16 protein-coding genes are annotated in these 18763 nt (G+C 67.6%); 9 read left to right on the top strand and 7 right to left on the bottom strand.

Annotated elements, in window-relative coordinates; all coding sequences use genetic code 11:
* Positions 1 to 41: 41 nt before the first annotated feature.
* On the top strand, positions 42 to 905 hold the full coding sequence (locus WG903_RS15740) for an amidohydrolase family protein (protein WP_340077109.1): 864 nt from the start codon (positions 42 to 44) through the stop codon (positions 903 to 905).
* Complete coding sequence (locus WG903_RS15735) at positions 902 to 2674, top strand: AMP-binding protein (RefSeq protein WP_340077107.1); 1773 nt, start codon at positions 902 to 904, stop codon at positions 2672 to 2674. Before WG903_RS15740 ends, WG903_RS15735 begins: the two co-directional genes overlap by 4 nt.
* Here WG903_RS15735 and WG903_RS15730 read toward each other — a convergent pair.
* Genes WG903_RS15730 through WG903_RS15705 form a run of 6 tightly spaced genes read right to left on the bottom strand, consistent with a single transcriptional unit; the run spans position 2662 to position 8524 of the window.
* Entirely contained in the window at positions 2662 to 4143 is a 1482-nt protein-coding gene (locus WG903_RS15730) for a glycine betaine ABC transporter substrate-binding protein (protein WP_340077105.1), read from the bottom strand. The genes WG903_RS15735 and WG903_RS15730 overlap by 13 nt on opposite strands.
* A 16-nt stretch (positions 4144 to 4159) precedes the next feature.
* Complete coding sequence (locus tag WG903_RS15725; RefSeq protein ID WP_445263635.1) at positions 4160 to 4921, bottom strand: SDR family NAD(P)-dependent oxidoreductase; 762 nt, start codon at positions 4919 to 4921, stop codon at positions 4160 to 4162.
* Between the two features lie 25 nt (positions 4922 to 4946).
* Complete coding sequence (locus WG903_RS15720; protein ID WP_340077101.1) at positions 4947 to 6242, bottom strand: TRAP transporter large permease; 1296 nt, start codon at positions 6240 to 6242, stop codon at positions 4947 to 4949.
* Positions 6239 to 6688, bottom strand: coding sequence for a TRAP transporter small permease (locus tag WG903_RS15715; RefSeq protein ID WP_340078261.1), 450 nt, complete (start codon positions 6686 to 6688; stop codon positions 6239 to 6241). The genes WG903_RS15720 and WG903_RS15715 overlap by 4 nt, the downstream gene beginning before the upstream one ends.
* A 41-nt stretch (positions 6689 to 6729) precedes the next feature.
* The gene (locus WG903_RS15710) at positions 6730 to 7695 is read right to left on the bottom strand and encodes a TRAP transporter substrate-binding protein (protein ID WP_340077099.1); all 966 of its coding nucleotides are present in this window, start codon (positions 7693 to 7695) and stop codon (positions 6730 to 6732) included.
* A gap of 28 nt (positions 7696 to 7723) precedes the next feature.
* Positions 7724 to 8524, bottom strand: coding sequence for an NAD-dependent epimerase/dehydratase family protein (locus WG903_RS15705; RefSeq protein WP_340077097.1), 801 nt, complete (start codon positions 8522 to 8524; stop codon positions 7724 to 7726).
* A 55-nt stretch (positions 8525 to 8579) separates the two neighbouring features.
* Between WG903_RS15705 and WG903_RS15700 the strand changes: the two genes are divergently transcribed.
* The 6 genes from WG903_RS15700 (at position 8580) to gudD (ending at position 15212) form a co-directional block, all read left to right on the top strand.
* On the top strand, positions 8580 to 9359 hold the full coding sequence (locus WG903_RS15700; RefSeq protein WP_340078260.1) for a FadR/GntR family transcriptional regulator: 780 nt from the start codon (positions 8580 to 8582) through the stop codon (positions 9357 to 9359).
* Positions 9360 to 9438: 79 nt separating this feature from the next.
* A complete protein-coding gene (locus WG903_RS15695) occupies positions 9439 to 10401 on the top strand; it encodes a Bug family tripartite tricarboxylate transporter substrate binding protein (protein WP_340077095.1) in 963 nt (320 codons plus the stop codon).
* Between the two features lie 5 nt (positions 10402 to 10406).
* Entirely contained in the window at positions 10407 to 11321 is a 915-nt protein-coding gene (kdgD, locus tag WG903_RS15690; protein WP_340077093.1) for a 5-dehydro-4-deoxyglucarate dehydratase, read from the top strand.
* A 15-nt stretch (positions 11322 to 11336) separates the two neighbouring features.
* Positions 11337 to 12293: a Bug family tripartite tricarboxylate transporter substrate binding protein gene (locus tag WG903_RS15685; RefSeq protein WP_340077091.1), complete on the top strand. Its 957-nt coding sequence runs from the start codon at positions 11337 to 11339 to the stop codon at positions 12291 to 12293.
* Positions 12294 to 12307: 14 nt separating this feature from the next.
* Entirely contained in the window at positions 12308 to 13870 is a 1563-nt protein-coding gene (garD, locus tag WG903_RS15680) for a galactarate dehydratase (protein ID WP_340077089.1), read from the top strand.
* 16 nt (positions 13871 to 13886) lie between these two features.
* A complete protein-coding gene (gudD, locus tag WG903_RS15675; protein ID WP_340077087.1) occupies positions 13887 to 15212 on the top strand; it encodes a glucarate dehydratase in 1326 nt (441 codons plus the stop codon).
* On the opposite strand, the gene WG903_RS15670 is transcribed toward gudD, so the two are convergent.
* On the bottom strand, positions 15213 to 16358 hold the full coding sequence (locus WG903_RS15670) for a sensor histidine kinase (RefSeq protein WP_340077085.1): 1146 nt from the start codon (positions 16356 to 16358) through the stop codon (positions 15213 to 15215).
* Between the two features lie 471 nt (positions 16359 to 16829).
* On the opposite strand from WG903_RS15670, the gene WG903_RS15665 reads away from it, so the two are divergent.
* Positions 16830 to 18752: a PrkA family serine protein kinase gene (locus WG903_RS15665; RefSeq protein WP_340077083.1), complete on the top strand. Its 1923-nt coding sequence runs from the start codon at positions 16830 to 16832 to the stop codon at positions 18750 to 18752.
* The last annotated feature ends 11 nt before the right edge of the window (positions 18753 to 18763 follow it).

Raw genomic sequence — 18763 nt, 5'->3', positions numbered from 1 at the left:
CTAGGGGTAACCCTTAAGCCGCGGCCGAGCAAGGAGACGAGATGGACCACGCCAACCTGATCGCCATCGACGTGCACACGCACGCCGAGGTGAGCTGCTGGAACCCCTTCGACAACTACGGCGAGGAGTACGACCGCGCCGCCGACAAGTACTTCAAGAACGCGCGCCGGCCGACCATCGCGGAGACCATCGAGTACTACCGCAAGATCAAGGTGGGGCTGGTGATGTTCACCGTGGACAGCGAGTCGCAGCTGGGCCGCCGCCGCATCCCCAACGAGGAGATCGCGCAGGCCGCGCGCGAAAACGCGGACATGATGATCTGCTTCGCGTCGATCGATCCGCACAAGGGGAAGATGGGCGCGCGCGAGGCCGAGCGGATGATCAAGGAGGAGGGGGTGAAGGGCTTCAAGTTCCACCCCACCGTGCAGGGCTACCACCCCTACGACAAGATGGCCTGGCCCATCTACGAGGTGATCAACGCGCACAAGATGCCGGCGATCTTCCACACCGGCCACAGCGGCATCGGCTCGGGCATGCGCTGCGGCGGCGGCCTGCGGCTGGAATACAGCAACCCGATCCACCTCGACGACGTGGCCATCGACTTCCCCGACATGCAGATCGTCATGGCCCACCCGAGCTTCCCGTGGCAGGACGAGGCGCTGTCCGTGGCCACGCACAAGCCCAACGTGTGGATCGACCTGTCGGGCTGGAGCCCCAAGTACTTCCCGAAACAGCTGGTGCAGTACGCCAACACGCTGCTCAAGGACCGCATCCTGTTCGGCAGCGACTTCCCGCTGATCTCGCCGGAGCGCTGGATGAAGGACTTCGAGGACGCGGGCTTCAAGCCCGAGGTGATGCCCGGCATCCTCAAGGGCAACGCGATCCGGCTGCTGGGGCTGGCGTGACGCTTGCGGCGTTGCGCAGCCTCGCCGACATCGAGGCGCTGGAACAGACGCCGTACGAACGCGCGATCCCGGCGCGCACGACCTACGGTTTGATCGCCGCGGCGGCAAAGCAGCATCCGGCGCGCGACGCCTTCGTGTTCCTGCCGGACGGCGAACTCGCCACGCCGCCTCAACGCGTCACCTACGCCGAACTGCTCGCCAACATCCACCGCGCCGCCAACCTGTTCCGCAGCCTCGGCGTGGGGCCGGACGACTCGGTCGCGATCCTCGCGCCCAACATCCCATCCACACAGTACGCGCTGTGGGGCGCGCAGGTGGCGGGGCGTGCGTGCCCCATCAACTTCATGCTGCAGCCGGACCACGTGGCCGCGCTGCTGGAGGCCAGTCGCGCAAAGGTGGTCGTGGCGCTCGGGCCGAGTGCCGAACTGGACGTGTGGTCCGGCGTGCAGCGCATTCCCGGGATCGGCCAGCGCACGGTGCTGCGCATCGGCGATACCTTCGAAGGGCAGCTCGCGAACCAGCCCGACACGCTCGCCTTCGACCCGCAGCTCGCGCCCGACCGCATCGCGTCGCTGTTCCACACGGGCGGCACCACCGGCGCGCCCAAGCTCGTGCAGCACACGCACGGCAACGAGGCGCATGCGTCCTGGTTCGCGCACGGCTTCTACGGGTTCGACGAGCGCACGGTCGAAATCAATGGCTTTCCGCTGTTCCACGTGGCGGGTGCGTTCGTCTACGGCCTGGCGCTGCTGGCGATCGGCGCCACGCAGGTGCTGCCCACGGTGACGGGCATGCGCAACGCGGCCTTCATGCGCAACTACTGGAAGTTCTGCGAACGCGAAGGCGTCACGGCGCTGGCCTGCGTGCCGACCATCCTGGCGGGCCTGTGCAACGTGCCCGTCGATGCGGACACCTCGGCGATCCGCGTGGCGTACACCGGCGGCTCGCCGCTGCCGACGGAGCTGGCGAACCGCTTCGAGCAGCAGCTGGGCATCCCGGTGCGCAACATCCTGGGCATGACGGAGTCGTCGGGCCTCGTCACCATCGAGCCGTTCGCGGCGCCGCGCGTGCCGGGGTCCACGGGCTTGCGCCTGCCGTACACCGAGGTGAAGGTGCGGGGCGACGGCATGATCGTGCTGCGCGGCCCCAACGTCAGCCCGGGCTACACCGACGCCTCGCGCAACACCGGCATGTTCGAGGACGGCTGGCTGCTCTCGGGCGATTTGGGCCATGTGGATGGCCAGGGCTACCTGCACGTCACCGGCCGCGCGAAAGACGTGATCATCCGCGGCTCGCACAACATCGACCCGCAGCTGGTGGAGGACGCGTTCCTGGCCCGCGCCGAGGTAGCGATGTGCGCCGTGGTGGGCGAGCCCGACGCGCACTCGGGCGAACTCCCCGCGGCGTTCGTCACGCTCAAGCCGGGCGCTGCGCTGCGCGGCGAGGACCTGCTCGCGCTCGTCGCGCCCCGGGTCTACGAGCGCCCCGCGGTGCCCAAGCGCGTCGTGGTGCTGGATGCCTTGCCGCTTACCGCGATCGGCAAGGTCTACAAGCCGGCGCTGCGCCTGAGGGCCATCGAGTTGAAGCTGCAGGAAGTGTTGGCGGGCGTCGCGGGCGCGCCTCCTTGCCGCGTCGAGGCGGGGGAGAAGGGCAACGCCTTCGTCGCGACCGTGCACGTGCAAGGCGCGCACGATGAAAAAATCGAAGCGCGCTGGCGCGAGGCGCTGGGCGCCATCGCAGTGCCCGTGGAGTTCCGCTACACCGACTGACGGCGGCGCAGCCGGCGTTCGACGAGTTCGAAGACGATTTCGCTGGCGAGGGCGAGCAACGCCGCGGGGATGGCACCTGCGAGCAGCAACTGCCGGTCGCTCAGCGCCAGCCCCGTCACGATGCGCTCGCCGTAGCCACCGGCTCCCACGAACGCCGCGATGGTCGCCGTGCCGATGGAGATGCTGGTCGCGATCCGCACCCCCGCCAGGATCGTCGGCAGCGCCAGCGGCAACTCCACCAGCCGCATGCCCTGCGAGGGCGACATGCCCAGCGCCGTCGCCGCGTCGCGCAGCCCTTGCGGCACTTCGCCCAGGCCCGTCACGCAGTTGCGCATGACCGGCAGCAGGGCGTACAGCGCCAGTGCGACGAGCGCCGGCACGACGCCGATCATCCCGAGCAGGCTGATGAGGATGGCCAGGAGCGCGATCGATGGAACGGTCTGCAGGAGGCCTGCCGCGGCGAGCAGCGCGGCGCGCGCACGCGGGTGCGGGAAGGACAGCACGCCCAGGGGCAGGCCGATGGCGATGGCGGCGGCGACGGAAGCGGCGACCAGCCCGAGGTGCTGCCAGGTGAGGCGCATGAAGTCGCCGCCGAACGTGCGCTCGAGGAGCGACTGCTGCCGCTGCGGCGCCGTGCCGCCGCCCGCGAGGAAGTCGCGCGCGATCGCGTCGAACTTCTGCGCCTGCAGCTCCGCGTTCGCGTTCATCGCGATCATGGCCTGCTCGTCGATGCGGCCTTGCAATTGCTGGAGGCGGGCCCACGCCTGCGGGAACCGCTTCGGCACGTCGGCGCGGTGCAGCACCAGCGCGTCGTAGCGGGGGAAGTAGCGCTTGACGTCGTCCAGCACCGCCAGCCCCAGGTGGCCGATCTTCGCGTCGGTGGTGTAGATGTCCATCACGTCGATCTGCTTCGCCGCGATCGCGTCATAGGCGATGCCGTGGTCGATGCCCTTCGGCTGGTGCGGCAGCGCGTAAGCCTTCGCCAGGCCGGGCCAGCCATCCGCGCGGCCGATGAATTCGTTGGACAGGCCCAGCTTGAGTTCGGGATGCTTCGCCAGGTCGCTGACGCTGCGGATGCCCAGGCGCTTCGCATCGTCTGCACGCAGCGCCAGCGCATAGCCGTCGTTGAAGCCGAGCGGGATCGATGCCGCCAGCCCGTGCGGCGCCAGCTGCCGGTTCATCTCTTCGAGCGACAGCGGCTTGCCGCTCTTCAGGATTTCCAGCGATACCGTGCCCGAGTACTCGGCGTACATGTCGATCGCGCCGGAGCGCAGCGCCTCGTACACGATGGCCGTGTTGCCCAGGCCTTCGCGCACTTGCGGCGGTGACGGCAGGGCCGGCGCGGCCGTTTGCGCCAGCACGTGCGCGAGGATGTAGGACTCGGTGAAGCGCTTGGAGCCGATGCGCAGCGTCTCTTGCGCCTGCGCGGACGCGCACAGCAAAACCAGGAGCAGGGCCAGGCGCTTCATCGGCGCCTAGGATACGTCAGGGCATGTACTGCCCGCCGTTCACCTCGATGATCTGCCCGGTGACATAGCTGGACAGCGCGTCGGAGGCCAGGTACAGGAACGCGCCGACGCACTCGTCGGCCGTCCCCAGCCGGCCCATGGGAATGGTCGCCTTGAACGACTCCAGCATCTGCGGCGTGGAGAAGCGGTCGTGGAAGGGCGTCACGATCACTCCCGGTGCGACCGCATTCACGCGAATCTTGTCGCCCACCAGTTCCTTCGCCAGTCCGCGCGTCGCGGTGCTGACGAACCCCTTCGCACCGGCATAGAGGTAGGCGCCGGGCCCGCCGCCGTGCCGCGCGGCGATCGACGTGACGTTCACGATGTTGCCGCCGCCGCGCTTGCGCATGAGCGGCACGGCCTCGCGGCAGAACGCCAGCATGGACAGCGCGTTGATGTGCAGCACGTCGTCGAACAGTTCGTCGGTCAGTTCCGCGATGGGCACGCGCTTGACGAGGCTGCCGGCGTTGTTCACGAGGATGTCGATGCCGCCGAAGGCGTCGGCGGTGGTCTTCACGGCCGCCCGGATCGCGTCGCTGTCGCGCACGTCGGCGCGCACGCGGATCGCTTCGCCGCCGGCGCCGCAGATCTCGTCGACCACCGCGGCGGCCGGCCCCTCGGACTGGTTGTAGTGCACGGCGACTTTGGCGCCCTGTGCGCCGAAGGCACGGGCGACGGCGGCGCCGATGCCGGTGCTGGCGCCGGTGACGAGCACCGACTTGCCGCTGAGGCCTGGAATCTGGAATGCGGTCATGGAAGCTCCTTCAGTGCGTGCCGAGCACCAGGTTCGGCAGCCACATGGAAAACGCGGGGACGTAGGTGACGATCAGCAGCGCGGCGATCAGCGCGCCGTAGAACGGCAGGATGGTGCGCATCACGTATCCCACCGGCACGCCCGCGATCGCGCAGCCGACAAATTGCGTCGTGCCCACGGGCGGCGTGTTCAGGCCCAGCGCGCAGTTGATCAGCAGCACCATGCCGAACTGCACCGAGCTCATGCCGTAGGCCTGGGCGATCGGCAGGAAGATCGGCGTGCACAGCAGGATGGTCGCGGCCATGTCCAGGAACGTGCCCAGCACGAACAGGATCACGTTGATCAACAGGAAGATCAGCCACGGCTCCTTCGTGATCGTCGACAGCATCTTGCCCGTGAGCTCCGCCACGCCGTACAGCGAGATCAGGTAGCCGAAGGTCGACGAGATGCCGATCAGCAGCAGGATGATACCGGTGGTCTTCACCGCCTTCGACGCAGCCTTCAGGAAGTGTTCCCACTTCAGCGTGCGGTAGACGAACACCGTCAGGCCCAGCGCATACAGCACCGCGATGGCCGCCGATTCCGTCGCTGTGAAAGCGCCGGACAGGATGCCCACGAGGATCAGCACGACGACCAGCAGGCCGGGCAGGGCGGCCGCGAACGACACCGCGACGATGCTCCAGCCCGGGAACGTGCCCGCGGGGTAGCCGCGCTTCACCGCCACGAGATAGGCCGCGACGAGGTTGCTCACCGTCAGGATCAGCGCCGGCAGCAGGCCCGCGAGGATCAGCGCCGCGATCGACACTTTCCCGCCGGCGGCCAACGTGTAGATGATCATGTTGTGGCTGGTTGGCATCAGCGCGCCGACGAGGGCCGCGTGCGTCGTCACGTTGACCGCGTAGTCGGCGTGGTAACCCTCCTTCTTCATCATGGGGATCATCACGGCGCCCATGGCGGAGACGTCCGCGACGGGCGAGCCCGAGACACCGCCGAACAGCGTGCAGGCCACGACGTTCGACATGCCGAGTCCGCCGCGCACGTGGCCGACCAGGCTCATGGCGAACCGCACGATGCGGTCGGCGATGCCGCCATAGAGCATCAGCTCGCCGGCGAAGATGAAGAAGGGGATGGCCAGGAACGAGAACACGTTCATGCCCGACGTCATCTGCTGGAAGCCCACCGCGAGCGGCAGGCCTTCGTAGAGCAGCGTCGTCAGCGCGGACAGCCCGATGGAGAAAGCCACGGGCACGCCCAGCAGCAGGAAGAGCGTGAAAGAGCCCGCGAGAATGAGCAGCGGAATCGTCATTGCCAGGCAGGCTCCACTTCTTGGCCCTGGGCAAGGGCGATCACATGTTCGATCGAGAACATCACCACCAGCACACCCGCGAAGGCGGCCGGAACGTACTTCCAGCCTTCCGAAATCCAGAGGGTGGGCAGGCGGTAGGACCAAACCGAGTGCGCCAGGAACGCGCAGTTGTAGGCCATCGCCGCGCCGAAGATCAGCACGAGGGCGTGAATCAGGTATTCCATCTTCAGGCGCAGGCCCTCGGGTGCGAGCACCAGCAGCGACTCGAGCCCGATGTGGCCCGCGTCGCGCACGCCGACGGCCACGCCGAGCATCGTCACGTACAGCACGAGCAGCAGCGCCAGGCTTTCGGCCCACGTCGGCGTGTTGTTCAGCACGTAGCGGCCGAACACCTGCCACGTGACGCAGGCAATCAGCAGAACGAGCCCCGCGATGCCCAGCCACATGCAGCCGCGCGCGATCGCGCGGCACAAGCGGGTGTAGCCGGTCACTGCGTGTCCTGCACGCGCTTGACCATGGCCTTCAGCTTGGCGTCCGTGATGAACTTGTCGTAGACCGGCTGCATGGCCTTCTGGAAGGAGGCCTTGTCGACCGTGATGATTTCCGAGCCGGCGGCCTTCACGGTGGCGAGCGACTTGGCTTCACGCTCGTCCCACAGCTTGCGCATCATGGGCACCGATTCCTTCGCGGCCTGGCGGATCGCCTTCTGGTCGTCGGGCGAGAGCGTGTCCCACACGCGCTTGGAGAACAGCAGCATCTCGGGCGCCATGGAGTGCTCGGTCACCGAGTAATACTTGGCCACCTCGAAGTGGCGCGAGCTCTCGTACGAAGGCCAGTTGTTCTCGGCGCCGTCGACCAGGCCGGTCTTGAGTGCGGTGTACACCTCGCCATAGGGCATCGGCGTCGCGTTCGCGCCCATCGCTTCGAGCAGCGCGACCCACAGGTCGGATTGCTGCACGCGGATCTTCATGCCCTTGGCATCGGCCAGCGTCCGCACCGGCTTCTTCGCGGTGTAGAGCGAACGCGCGCCGCTGTCGTAGTACGCCAGGCCCACGAAACCCTGCGGCGCGCAGGCCGCCAGAATCTCCTCGCCCACCGGACCGTCCAGCACCTTGTGCAGGTGGTCCTTGCTGCGGAACAGGAAGGGCATGGTGGGCACCTGCGTCTCGGGACAGATGTTGTTCATCGGCGCGATGTTCACGCGCGTCATCGCGAGCGCGCCGATCTTTGTCTGCTCGATGGTGTCCTTCTCGTTGCCCAGCGCGCTGTTGTTGAACACCTTGATCGTATGCTTGCCGTTGGTCAGCGCCTTCAGGCGCTCGCCCATGAACTTCACGGCTTCGACGGTGGGGTAGCCGTCGGGGTGGATGTCGGCCGAGCGGAACTCGGTGGCGCGCGCGGCGAACGCGGCGAGCGCGCAGGCGATCAGGGTCAGGGATGTCTTGAGCTTCATTTGTCGTCCTCGGGTCGTGGTGGTTTGTCTAGGAACTCTCGAAGGGGCCGGCCTTCACGAAGGCGCCGCCCTGGTAGATGGCCGCGGGGTCGTCGGGCGCGAGCGGGGGCAGGGCCTCGACCTTGGCGCGGAACGGCTCGGAGCTGTCCTGCGGCTCGAAGCCCACGTGCGAGGCCAGGCTGTTGTCCCACCACTTGTCGCGGTTGGCCGATGCGCCGTAGAGAATCGTGTGGCCGAGCTTCGGCACAGTGAGGCACGCGCGCACCAGGCGCGTGAGGTCGCCATAGCTCAGCCAGGTGATGAGCATGCGGCGGTCCTTCGGCTCGGGGAAGGACGAGCCGATGCGCAGGCAAGCCGTCTCGATGCCGTAGCGGTCGAAGTAGAAGCGCGACAGGTCTTCGCCGTACGACTTCGACAGGCCGTAATAGCCGTCGGGCCGGCGCAGCGAATTCGCATCGAGCATCTCGCCCTGCTTGTGGAAGCCGATCGCGTGGTTGGAACTGGCGAACACCACCCGCTTGCAGCCATGCCGCCGCGCGCCTTCGTAGATGTGGAACACGCCGCGGATGTTGCCGTCGAGCACTTCCTCGAAGGACTTCTCGACCGAGACACCGCCCAGGTGCACGATGGCATCGCAACCGCGCACGAGTTCGTCCACGGCCTTCTTGTCCGCAAGGTCGCACTCGACCACTTCCTCGTTTTCGCGGGCAGGGGCCATGGCCGCCTTGTCCGACAGACGCATGACCCGGCAATCGGGTTTCAGGCTCTCGCGCAGCACCTTGCCGAGGGCCCCGGCGGCGCCGGTGAGCAACAATTTGGGGACTGTCATAGGTCGTCAGTTGTCGTACGACGTAGAATTTGATTATGATGAGGCCGTGTCCAAGGTGTCAACCGCCAAAGCTTCGGTCAATCCCGAACCGGCGCCGGTCGAGCCCGGTCCGCGCCGCCGCCTGCGCAACCTGGCCAGCGAGCTGGTCGACGGCATCGGCGCGCGCATCCGCGACCGCAAGCTCAAGCCCGGCGACAAGCTGCCGACCGAGGCCGAAATCATGCGCGAGTGGGGCGTCAGCCGCACGGTCGTGCGCGAGGCGCTGTCGAAGCTGCAGGCCTCGTCGCTCGTCGAGACGCGCCACGGCGTCGGCACCTTCGTGCTGGAGCCGCCCGCGCCCAGCGGTTTCCGCATCGACCCGGCCGAGATCGCGACCGCCGTCGACGTCCTCGCGGTGCTCGAGCTGCGCATCAGCCTGGAGACGGAATCGGCCGGGCTTGCCGCTGCGCGCCGCACCGAAGAGCAGCTCAACGAGATGCGCCGCGCGCTCGACGAACTGGCCGCCGGCGACACGGGCAGCAAGGACACCGTCGGCCCCGATTTCCGCTTCCACCACCTCATCGCCGTGGCCACGGGCAACCGTTATTTCGCGGACATCATGAGCCACCTGGGCGCCACGCTGATCCCGCGCGCGCGCATCAACTCGTCGAAGATCGCGCGCGAAGACTGGTCGCAGTACCACCGCCGCCTGTCGCGCGAGCACGAGGAAATCTACGACGCGATCGCCCGGCGCGACCCCGAGGCGGCGAGGGCGGCGATGCGCCTGCACCTGACCAACAGCCGCGAGCGCCTGCGCCGGGCCCAGGAAGCTGCCGGCACCCCCTTGGCGGGCTGAAGGTTACGGATACGCGTTCCCCACATCGCCCGAAGTCCGGGCTATGTTGTATGATGACCGACAACATGAGGTGCCCACGATGATCACCCGACGCCAGATGCTGGCTGCCTCCGCAGCCTTCGCCGCCGCCACCGCTTCCGCCCAATCGGCGTGGCCTTCCAAGCCGATCCGGATCATCGTCCCGTACCCGCCGGGCGGCTCCTCGGACATCATCGCCCGCGCGATCAGCAACCAGCTGGCCGAATCGCTGAAGGTGACGGTGGTCGTCGAGAACCGCGCCGGCGCCAACGGCAACCTCGGCGCGGAGATGGTCGCGAAGGCCCCGGCCGACGGCTACACCTTCCTGCTCTGCGACGTCGGCGCGCTGGCGATCAGCCCGTCGGTCTACACCAAGCTGTCGTTCGACCCCTCGAAGGACCTGCGCGGCGTGACCATGCTGGCGTATTCGCCGCACCTGCTGGTGGTGCACCCTTCGGTGCCGGCGAACAACCTCAAGGAACTGGTCGCCCTGTCGAAGACGAAGGCGCTGAACTTCGCCGTGTCGGCCGTGGGCGGTGCGCCGCACCTCGCCGGCGTCGCGGTCGAGCGCGCCACCGGCGCCAAGTGGCAGTACGTGCCGTACAAGGGCGGCGCGCAGGCGATCCAGGACACCATCGGCGGCCAGACCGAAGTGATGATGAACGGCATGCTCGCCACGTATCCGCACGTGCAGAGCGGCAAGCTCAAGCTGCTGGGCGTGTCGAAGAAGACGCGCATGCCGCTGATCGGCGAGACGCCGACCATCGCCGAGCAGGGCGTCACCGGTTTCGAATCCGGCACGTGGCAAGGCGTGCTGGTCGCGCAAGGCACGCCCGAGCCCGTCATCCAGCGCCTCAATGCCGAATTGATCAAGGCCATCCGCACGCCCGACGTGCGCGCGCGGCTGGCGGGGCAGGGCGCCGAAGTGGTGACCATGACGCCCGCCGAACAGGACAAGTTCTTCAACCAGGAGCGCGCGCGCTGGGCCACCGTCGTCGCGCAAGCCAACATCAAGCTCGATTGACATCCATGAATCCCCAGGACCTCAAGCAAACCATCAGCTCCGGGCTGCTGTCCTTTCCGCTGACCGACTTCGACAGCGACGGCAACTTCCACGAGAAGGGCTACCGCGCCCGCCTCGAATGGCTCGCGCCCTACGGCGCCACGGCGCTCTTCGCCGCCGGCGGCACGGGCGAGTTCTTCTCGCTCACCGGCGACGAGTACCCGCGCATCATCAAGGCGGCGGTGGACACCTGCCGCGGCAAGGTGCCGATCATCGCGGGTACCGGCGGCCCGACGCGCTTCGCGATCCAGTGCGCGAAGGCCGCCGAAGAAGCCGGCGCGCACGGCATCCTGCTGCTTCCGCACTACCTCACCGAAGCCGGCCAGGAAGGCCTGGCCGCGCACGTCGAAGCAGTGTGCAAGAGCGTGAAGTTCGGCGTGATCGTCTACAACCGCGGCCAGGCCCGGCTGCAGCCCGGGACGCTGGCGAAGCTGGCCGAGCGCTGCCCCAACCTCGTGGGCTTCAAGGACGGCATCGGCGACATCGAGCTGATGACGCAGATCTACATGCGCATGGGCGACCGCTTCTCCTACCTCGGCGGCCTGCCGACGGCGGAGGTGTACGCCGCCGCGTACAAGGCGCTGGGCACGCCGGTGTACTCGTCCGCGGTGTTCAACTTCATCCCGCGCACCGCGATGCAGTTCTACGAAGCCGTGCGCACGGACGACATGGCCACGCAGCACCGCCTGCTGCGCGACTTCTTCATGCCCTACCTGGAGATCCGCAACAAGGGCCAGGGCTACGCGGTCAGCATCGTCAAGGCCGGCGCGAAGATCGTCGGCCATGACGCGGGCCCCGTGCGCGCGCCGCTCACGGACCTGAAGCCCGACGAGATGGAAGAGCTGAAGGCGTTGATCGCCCGGCTCGGTTCGCAGCAGTAAACCAGGAGACTTCCCATGAAAAAAGCATTGTTCGCGTTCGTCGCGGCGGCCCTCACGGCCGCCAGCGCCTTCGCCTATCCCGACAAGCCCGTCACGCTGGTCGTGCCCTTCCCGCCGGGCGGCTCCACCGACGCCATCGCGCGCGTGCTGTCGCAGAAGCTGCAGGAAAAACTCGGCGGCACCTGGGTCATCGACAACAAGGCCGGCGCCACCGGCACCATCGGCGCCGCGTTCGTCAAGCGCGCGCCGGCCGACGGCTACACGCTGTTCGTATCGTCGCTCGGCCCCTTCGTCATCGCGCCGCACCTCATCAAGGGCGTGCAGTACGACGCGCTGAAGGACTTCGACCCGATCACCGTGGCCGTGCAGGCGCCCAACGTGCTGGTCGTGCCGGCTGCTTCCCCGATCAAGAACCTCGCCGACATGCTCGCCGCGCTGAAGAAGACGCCGGGCAAGGTGAGCTTCGCGTCGTCGGGCAACGGCTCGTCCGACCACCTCTCCGCCGAACTCCTGTGGCAGCAAAGCGGCACCGAAGGCCTGCACATCCCGTACAAGGGCGGCGGCCCCGCCATCAACGACCTGCTCGGCGCGCAAGTCGACGCCGCCTTCGTCAACATCAACAGCATCATCCAGCACATCAAGAGCGGCAAGGTGCGCGCCATCGGTGTCGCATCCGAGAAGCGAAATGCGCTGCTGCCTGACATCCCCACGCTCGCCGAGCAGGGCGTCAAGGGCGCCGAAGTGCAATCGTGGCAGGCCGTCGCGGCGCCCAAGGGCATCCCCGCCGACGTGAAGGCCCAGTTGCACAAGGCCATCGTCGAGTCGCTGAACGACCCCGCCGTGAAGGAAAAGCTCGTCGCGCAGGGCTTCGAGATCGTCGGCAACACGCCCGAGCAGTTCGGCAGGTTCCAGGCGGTCGAGTACGCCCGCTGGAAACAGCTGATCGAGACGCGCAAGATCACCGCGGACTGAGCACAATGACGGCGATGGACAGCCCGCGCTGGATCCGCCTGCACGACCGGGACAACGTCGCCATCGTCGCGAACGACGGCGGGCTGGAGGCGGGCGCCGCGTTCGCCGGCGGCGTGGTGCTGCGCGAGCGCGTGCCGCAAGGGCACAAGGTGTCGCTCGAGGCCATCCCCGAAGGCGGCGAGGTGCGGCGCTACGACGTCGTCATCGGCTACGCGCTGAAGGACATCCCCGCCGGCAGCTGGGTGCACGAGCGGCTGCTGCGCATGCCGGCCGCGGCCGACTTGCGCTCCCTGCCCATCGCCAACCGGCCGGCGCCCCACGCCGAGCCGCTCCAGGGCTACACCTTCCAGGGCTTCCGCAACGCCGACGGCTCGGTCGGCACGCGCAACCTGCTGGCGATCACGCAGACGGTGCAGTGCGTCGCGGGCGTGGCGCGCTTCGCGGCCGAGCGCATCCGCCATGAGCTGCTCCCGCGCTATCCCAACGTCGACGGCGTCGTGCCGCTGGAACACGGCTACGGCTGCGGCGTCGCCATCGACGCGCCCGATGCCGAGATTCCCATCCGTACGCTTCGCAACATCACGCTCAACCCGAACTTCGGGGGCGAGGTGATGGTGGTGAGCTTGGGCTGCGAAAAGCTCCAGCCCGAGCGCCTGATCCCGCCCGGCACCTTCCCGGTGGCGATCTCGGTCGAGATGAAGGAAGAGCCCGCGCTCGACGTCATCGTGCTGCAGGACGAGAAGCACACCAGCTTCATGTCGATGATCGACTCGGTGGTGCAAGGCGCGATCCCGCACCTCGAAAAGCTCAACGCGCGCCAGCGCGAGACCGTGCCGGCGAGCGAGCTGGTGGTCGGCGTGCAATGCGGCGGCAGCGATGCCTTCTCCGGCGTCACGGCGAACCCTGCCGTCGGGTATTGCACGGACCTGTTGGTGCGCGCCGGAGCGACGGTGATGTTCTCGGAAGTCACCGAAGTGCGCGACGCCGTCGACCAGCTCACCTCGCGCGCCGTGAACGCGGACGTGGCCCGGGACATCGTGAAGGAGATGGCCTGGTACGACGACTACCTCACGCGCGGCAGCGTGGACCGCAGCGCCAACACGACGCCCGGCAACAAGAAGGGCGGCCTGTCCAACATCGTCGAGAAGGCGATGGGCTCCATCGTCAAGTCGGGCAGCGCGTCGATCGCCGGCGTGATCAAGCCCGGCGAGCGCGTGGGCGGCCGCCGCGGCCTGTTCTTCGCGGCCACGCCCGCCAGCGATTTCATCTGCGGCACGCTGCAGACGGCCGCGGGCATGAACCTGCACGTGTTCACCACCGGCCGCGGCACGCCGTACGGCCTGGCCGAGGTCCCCGTGATCAAGGTGGCCACGCGCACGGAACTCGCGAAGCGCTGGCACGACCTCATCGACCTGAACGCCGGCACCATCGCCGACGGCACGAAGACCGTCGAGGAGGTGGGCTGGGAACTGTTCCGCCTGATGCTCGACGTGGCGAGCGGCCGCCGGCAGACCTGGGCCGAGCACTGGAAACTCCACAACGCACTGGTGCTGTTCAACCCCGCGCCCGTGACCTGACACTCCTTTTTCTCCCATGTCCCTGCCCCAGATCCAGCAGATGCGGGTCGTGCCGGTTGCCGGCCGCGACGGCATGCTGCTCAACCTCTCCGGCGCGCACGCGCCTTTCTTCACCCGCAACATCGTCATCGCGACCGACAGCGCGGGCAACGTGGGCGTCGGCGAAGTGCCGGGCGGCGAGAAAATCCGCCAGACGCTGGAGGATGCGCGGCCGCTGGTCGAAGGCCAGTCGATCGGCAACCTCAATGCCATCCTGGCGGCGATGCGCACGAAGTTCGCCGACCGCGACGCGGGCGGGCGCGGCCTGCAGACCTTCGACCTGCGCACGACCATCCATGCCGTGACGGCGGTGGAATCGGCGCTGCTCGACCTGCAGGGCCAGCACATGGGCCTGCCGGTGGCAGCACTCCTCGGCGAGGGCCAGCAGCGCGACGCTGTGCAGATGCTCGGCTACCTGTTCTTCGTCGGCGACCGCCGGAAGACCCACCTGCCGTATGCGAGCGAGCCGGACGCGAAGGACGACTGGCTGCGCGTGCGCCACGAAGAGGCGATGACACCCGAAGCCGTGGTGCGCCTGGCCGAGGCGGCCCAGAAGCGCTACGGCTTCCAGGACTTCAAGCTGAAAGGCGGCGTGCTCAGTGGCGACGCGGAAGTCGAAGCGGTGACGGCCTTGCACGAGCGCTTCCCCGAGGCGCGCGTGACGCTCGACCCGAACGGCGGCTGGCTGCTCAAGGACGCGATCCGCCTGGGCACGAAGATGCGCGGCGTCGTGGCCTACGCCGAAGACCCGTGCGGCGCGGAGGAGGGCTTCTCGGGCCGCGAGGTGATGGCCGAATTCCGCCGCGCCACCGGCCTGCCCACGGCCACGAACATGGTCGCGACCGACTGGCGGCAGCTCGCGCACGCGCTGTCGCTGCAGGCCGTGGACATCCCTCTGGCCGACCCGCACTTCTGGACGATGCAGGGCTCCGTGCGCGTGGCGCAGACCTGCCGCGACTGGGGCCTGACCTGGGGCTCGCACTCCAACAACCACTTCGACATCTCGCTGGCGATGTTCACGCACGTCGGCGCGGCGGCGCCGGGCAAGGTCACGGCCATCGACACGCACTGGATCTGGCAGGACGGCCAGCGCCTGACGAAGGATCCCTTGAGGATCGAAGGCGGCTACGTGCAGGTGCCGAAGAAGCCGGGCCTGGGCATCGAGCTGGACATGGCCGAAGTCGAGAAGGCCAACGCGCTGTACCAGCAGCACGGCCTGGGCGCGCGCGACGACGCCATCGCGATGCAGTTCCTCGTGCCGAACTGGAAGTTCGACCCGAAGCGCCCGTGCATGGTGCGCTGATCAGCCGAGCGTAAAGAAGAAACTCGCGCCTTCGCCGGGCTTCGCCTCGGCCCACACGCGCCCGCCGTGGCGCGACACGATCTTGCGCACCATCGCCAGGCCGATGCCGGTGCCCCCGAATTCATGGGCGGCGTGCAGGCGCTGGAACGGGCCGAACAATTTGTACGCATACGCGGGCTCGAAACCGGCGCCGTTGTCCTTGACGTGGAAGGCGAAGGGGCCGTGTGCCGTGGGCGCGCCGCCGAACTCGATGCGCGGTTGCGCGGTCTTCGACGTGAACTTCCACGCATTGCCCATCAGGTTCTGCAGCACGTCGGTGAGCAGGCGCACGTCGCCATTGACGGCCGGTGTGTCCTCCACGACCACGGTCACGTCGCGTTCGGGCTGGGATTCGCGCAGGCGTTCGGTGACGGCGCGGGCCACGTTCGACAAGTCCACGCGCTGGTGCAGGAGTTCGGCATTGGCCACGTCCGCGAGCCCGAGCAGCGCGTCGGTCAGGTCGGACATCAGCTGCACGCCCGCACGCACGCGGCGCAGGTAATGGGCGTTCCTCTCGTCGAGCGTCCCGGCCAGGCGCAGCTCGAGCTGCGCGGAGAACCCGTCGATGGAGGCCAGCGGCGCGCGCAGGTCGTGCGCCAGCGAGTAGGCGAAGCCCCGCAGGTCCTCGTTGCTCTCTTCCAGCTCCGCCGTGCGGCGCTGGATGCGCTGCTCCATCACGTTGTGCAGCAGCACGATCTCCTTCTCGGCACGGCGCTGCTCGGTGACGTCGCTGAGGGCGCAGAAGATGGCGGCGATGCGGCCGCGCGCGTCCAGGCGTGCGGTGCACCGGCATTGCGCCTGCACCACGCGGCCGTCCGCGGCCACGCAGTAGAGCTCGCCGGCCCACTCGCCGAGTGCCTGCAGGTGGTGCATCACGTCCTGCCGCAGTGCAGCGCCGGGCCCCAGCAGCTCGGGGAACACGCGCCCCATCGCTTCGTCGCGGTCGAAGCCGAAGATGCGCTGCGCGCCGGCGTTCCAGTAGAGGACCTCGGTCGCGGCGCCCAGCACGACCAGCGCTTCGACGGCGACGTCGAGCAGCCCGCGCGCGTCGGCTTCCTTCGGCCGGGCGGCCGTGGCGACGCGCGTTTCGGCGGCCGCCGATCTCATTCTCCCTTGCATCGCTGCGCATTGTGGCGGCGCCGTCCGCGGCCCGTGGCCGGAACGCGGCGTTGTCCTACAGGCCTAGGGAAAAGACTTAAGCAGGTGGGCGCCCGGCGGCGGCCGCGAAGCGACGAAAGGCAAACGGTCGGTGCACGCAAGGACGATGCCGGCCGCGGGCCGGCATGCTGCACGAACCCTGACGGCGTGCGCGTGTGTTCGACGCGCGACAGGCGTGCGCGAAAGCGCGCACGCGCGAGCCTTCTCAACGCGCGATCCGCCGGGGCGCCACCCGCGCTTTCCCTAGGGGCTCCACAGGGAACCGGGCCCTCTTGTTTTTATCTACCGTTCACCTACAGTGAACCCGGAAATGCTCTTACAGACGGAACGCAGCGGCCCCCGTGCTTCGGGAGTACAGTGGCACAGCCTCGCGGCCCCCCTGCAGAGGCACCGCGCAACGTACACGAAGGAGGTCTCTTCATGGATGTGATCCGCAATTTCCTTGCACGCTACGAACAGACGCGCGAGGAAGAACTGTCGCTGGAGGAGTACCTCGAACTCTGCAAGCGCGACAGGATGGCGTATGCCACGGCTGCGGAGCGCATGCTCGCCGCGATCGGCGAGCCCGAGATGGTCGACACGCGGCATGACCAGCGCCTGTCGCGCATCTTCGGCAACCGCAGCATCCGGATCTATCCCGCCTTCAAGGATTTCTACGGCCTCGAGGAGCCGATCGAGCAGGTCGTCTCGCACTTCCGCCACGCCGCGCAGGGCCTGGAGGAAAAGAAGCAGATCCTCTACCTGCTGGGCCCCGTGGGCGGCGGCAAGTCGTCCATCGCGGAGCGGCTGAAGCAGCTGATGGAGATGGTTCCCTTCTACGCGCTCAAGGGCTCGCCCGTCAACGAATCGCCGCTGGGCCTGTTCTCCAACGAGGAGGATGGCCCGCTGCTGGAGCAGCAGTACGGCATCGCGCGCCGCTACACGCAGAAGATCCTGTCGCCCTGGGCCGTCAAGCGCCTGGAGGAATACGGCGGCGACGTGCGCAAGTTCCGCGTGGTGAAGCGCTATCCCTCCATCCTGAAGCAGTGCGGCATCGCCAAGACCGAGCCGGGCGACGAGAACAACCAGGACATCAGCTCGCTGGTCGGCAAGATCGACATCCGCAAGCTCGAGACGTACGCGCAGGACGACCCGGACGCCTACAGCTACTCCGGCGGCCTGTGCCTGGCCAACCAGGGCCTGCTCGAGTTCGTCGAAATGTTCAAGGCGCCGATCAAGGTGCTGCATCCGCTGCTCACCGCCACTCAGGAAGGCAACTTCAAGGGCACGGAAGGCTTCGGCGCGATCCCATTCGACGGCATCGTGATGGCGCACTCGAACGAAAGCGAGTGGAAGGCCTTCAAGAACAACAAGAACAACGAGGCGTTCCTCGACCGCATCTACATCGTCAAGGTGCCGTACTGCCTGCGCGTGACCGAAGAGGTCAAGATCTACGACAAGCTCATTCGCAATTCGTCGCTGAAGGATGCGATCTGCGCGCCGGGCACGCTCAAGATGATGGCGCAGTTCTCCGTGCTGACCCGCCTGAAGGAGCCCGAGAACTCCAGCATCTTCAGCAAGGCGCTGATCTACGACGGCGACAACCTGAAGGACACGGACCCCAAGGCCAAGAGCTACCAGGAGTACCGCGACTACGCCGGCGTCGACGAAGGCATGACGGGCATCTCGACGCGCTTCGCGTTCAAGATCCTGTCGAAGGTCTTCAACTTCGACTCGAACGAGGTCGCCGCGAACCCCGTGCACCTGATGTACGTGCTGGAACAGCAGATCGAGCGCGAGCAGTTCCCGCCCGAGCTGGAGCAGAAGTACCTGTCGTACATCAAGGAGCACCTGGCCGCCCGCTACGCGGAGTTCATCGGCAAGGAGATCCAGACGGCCTACCTCGAGTCCTACTCGGAGTACGGGCAGAACATCTTCGACCGCTACGTCACGTACGCCGACTTCTGGATCCAGGACCAGGAATTCCGCGACACGGACACCGGCGAGATCTTCGACCGCGCCGCGCTGAACGCCGAGCTCGAGAAGATCGAGAAGCCCGCCGGCCTGTCGAACCCGAAGGACTTCCGCAACGAGATCGTGAACTTCGTCCTGCGCGCGCGCGCCAACAATGCGGGCAAGAACCCGGTGTGGACCAGCTACGAGAAGCTGCGCACGGTGATCGAGAAGAAGATGTTCTCCAACACCGAGGACCTGCTGCCGGTCATCAGCTTCAACGCCAAGGCCAGCGCCGACGAGCAGAAGAAGCACGAGGACTTCGTGAACCGCATGGTCGAGAAGGGCTACACGCACCGCCAGGTCCGCCTGCTGTGCGAGTGGTACCTGCGCGTGAGGAAGAGCTCCTGACAAAGAAGCCG

Source organism: Ramlibacter sp. PS4R-6, from assembly GCF_037572775.1.
Lineage (GTDB): Bacteria > Pseudomonadota > Gammaproteobacteria > Burkholderiales > Burkholderiaceae_C > Ramlibacter.
The sequence above is the reverse complement of the archived record's forward strand: the minus strand, read 5'-3'. Positions and strand labels throughout refer to the sequence as shown.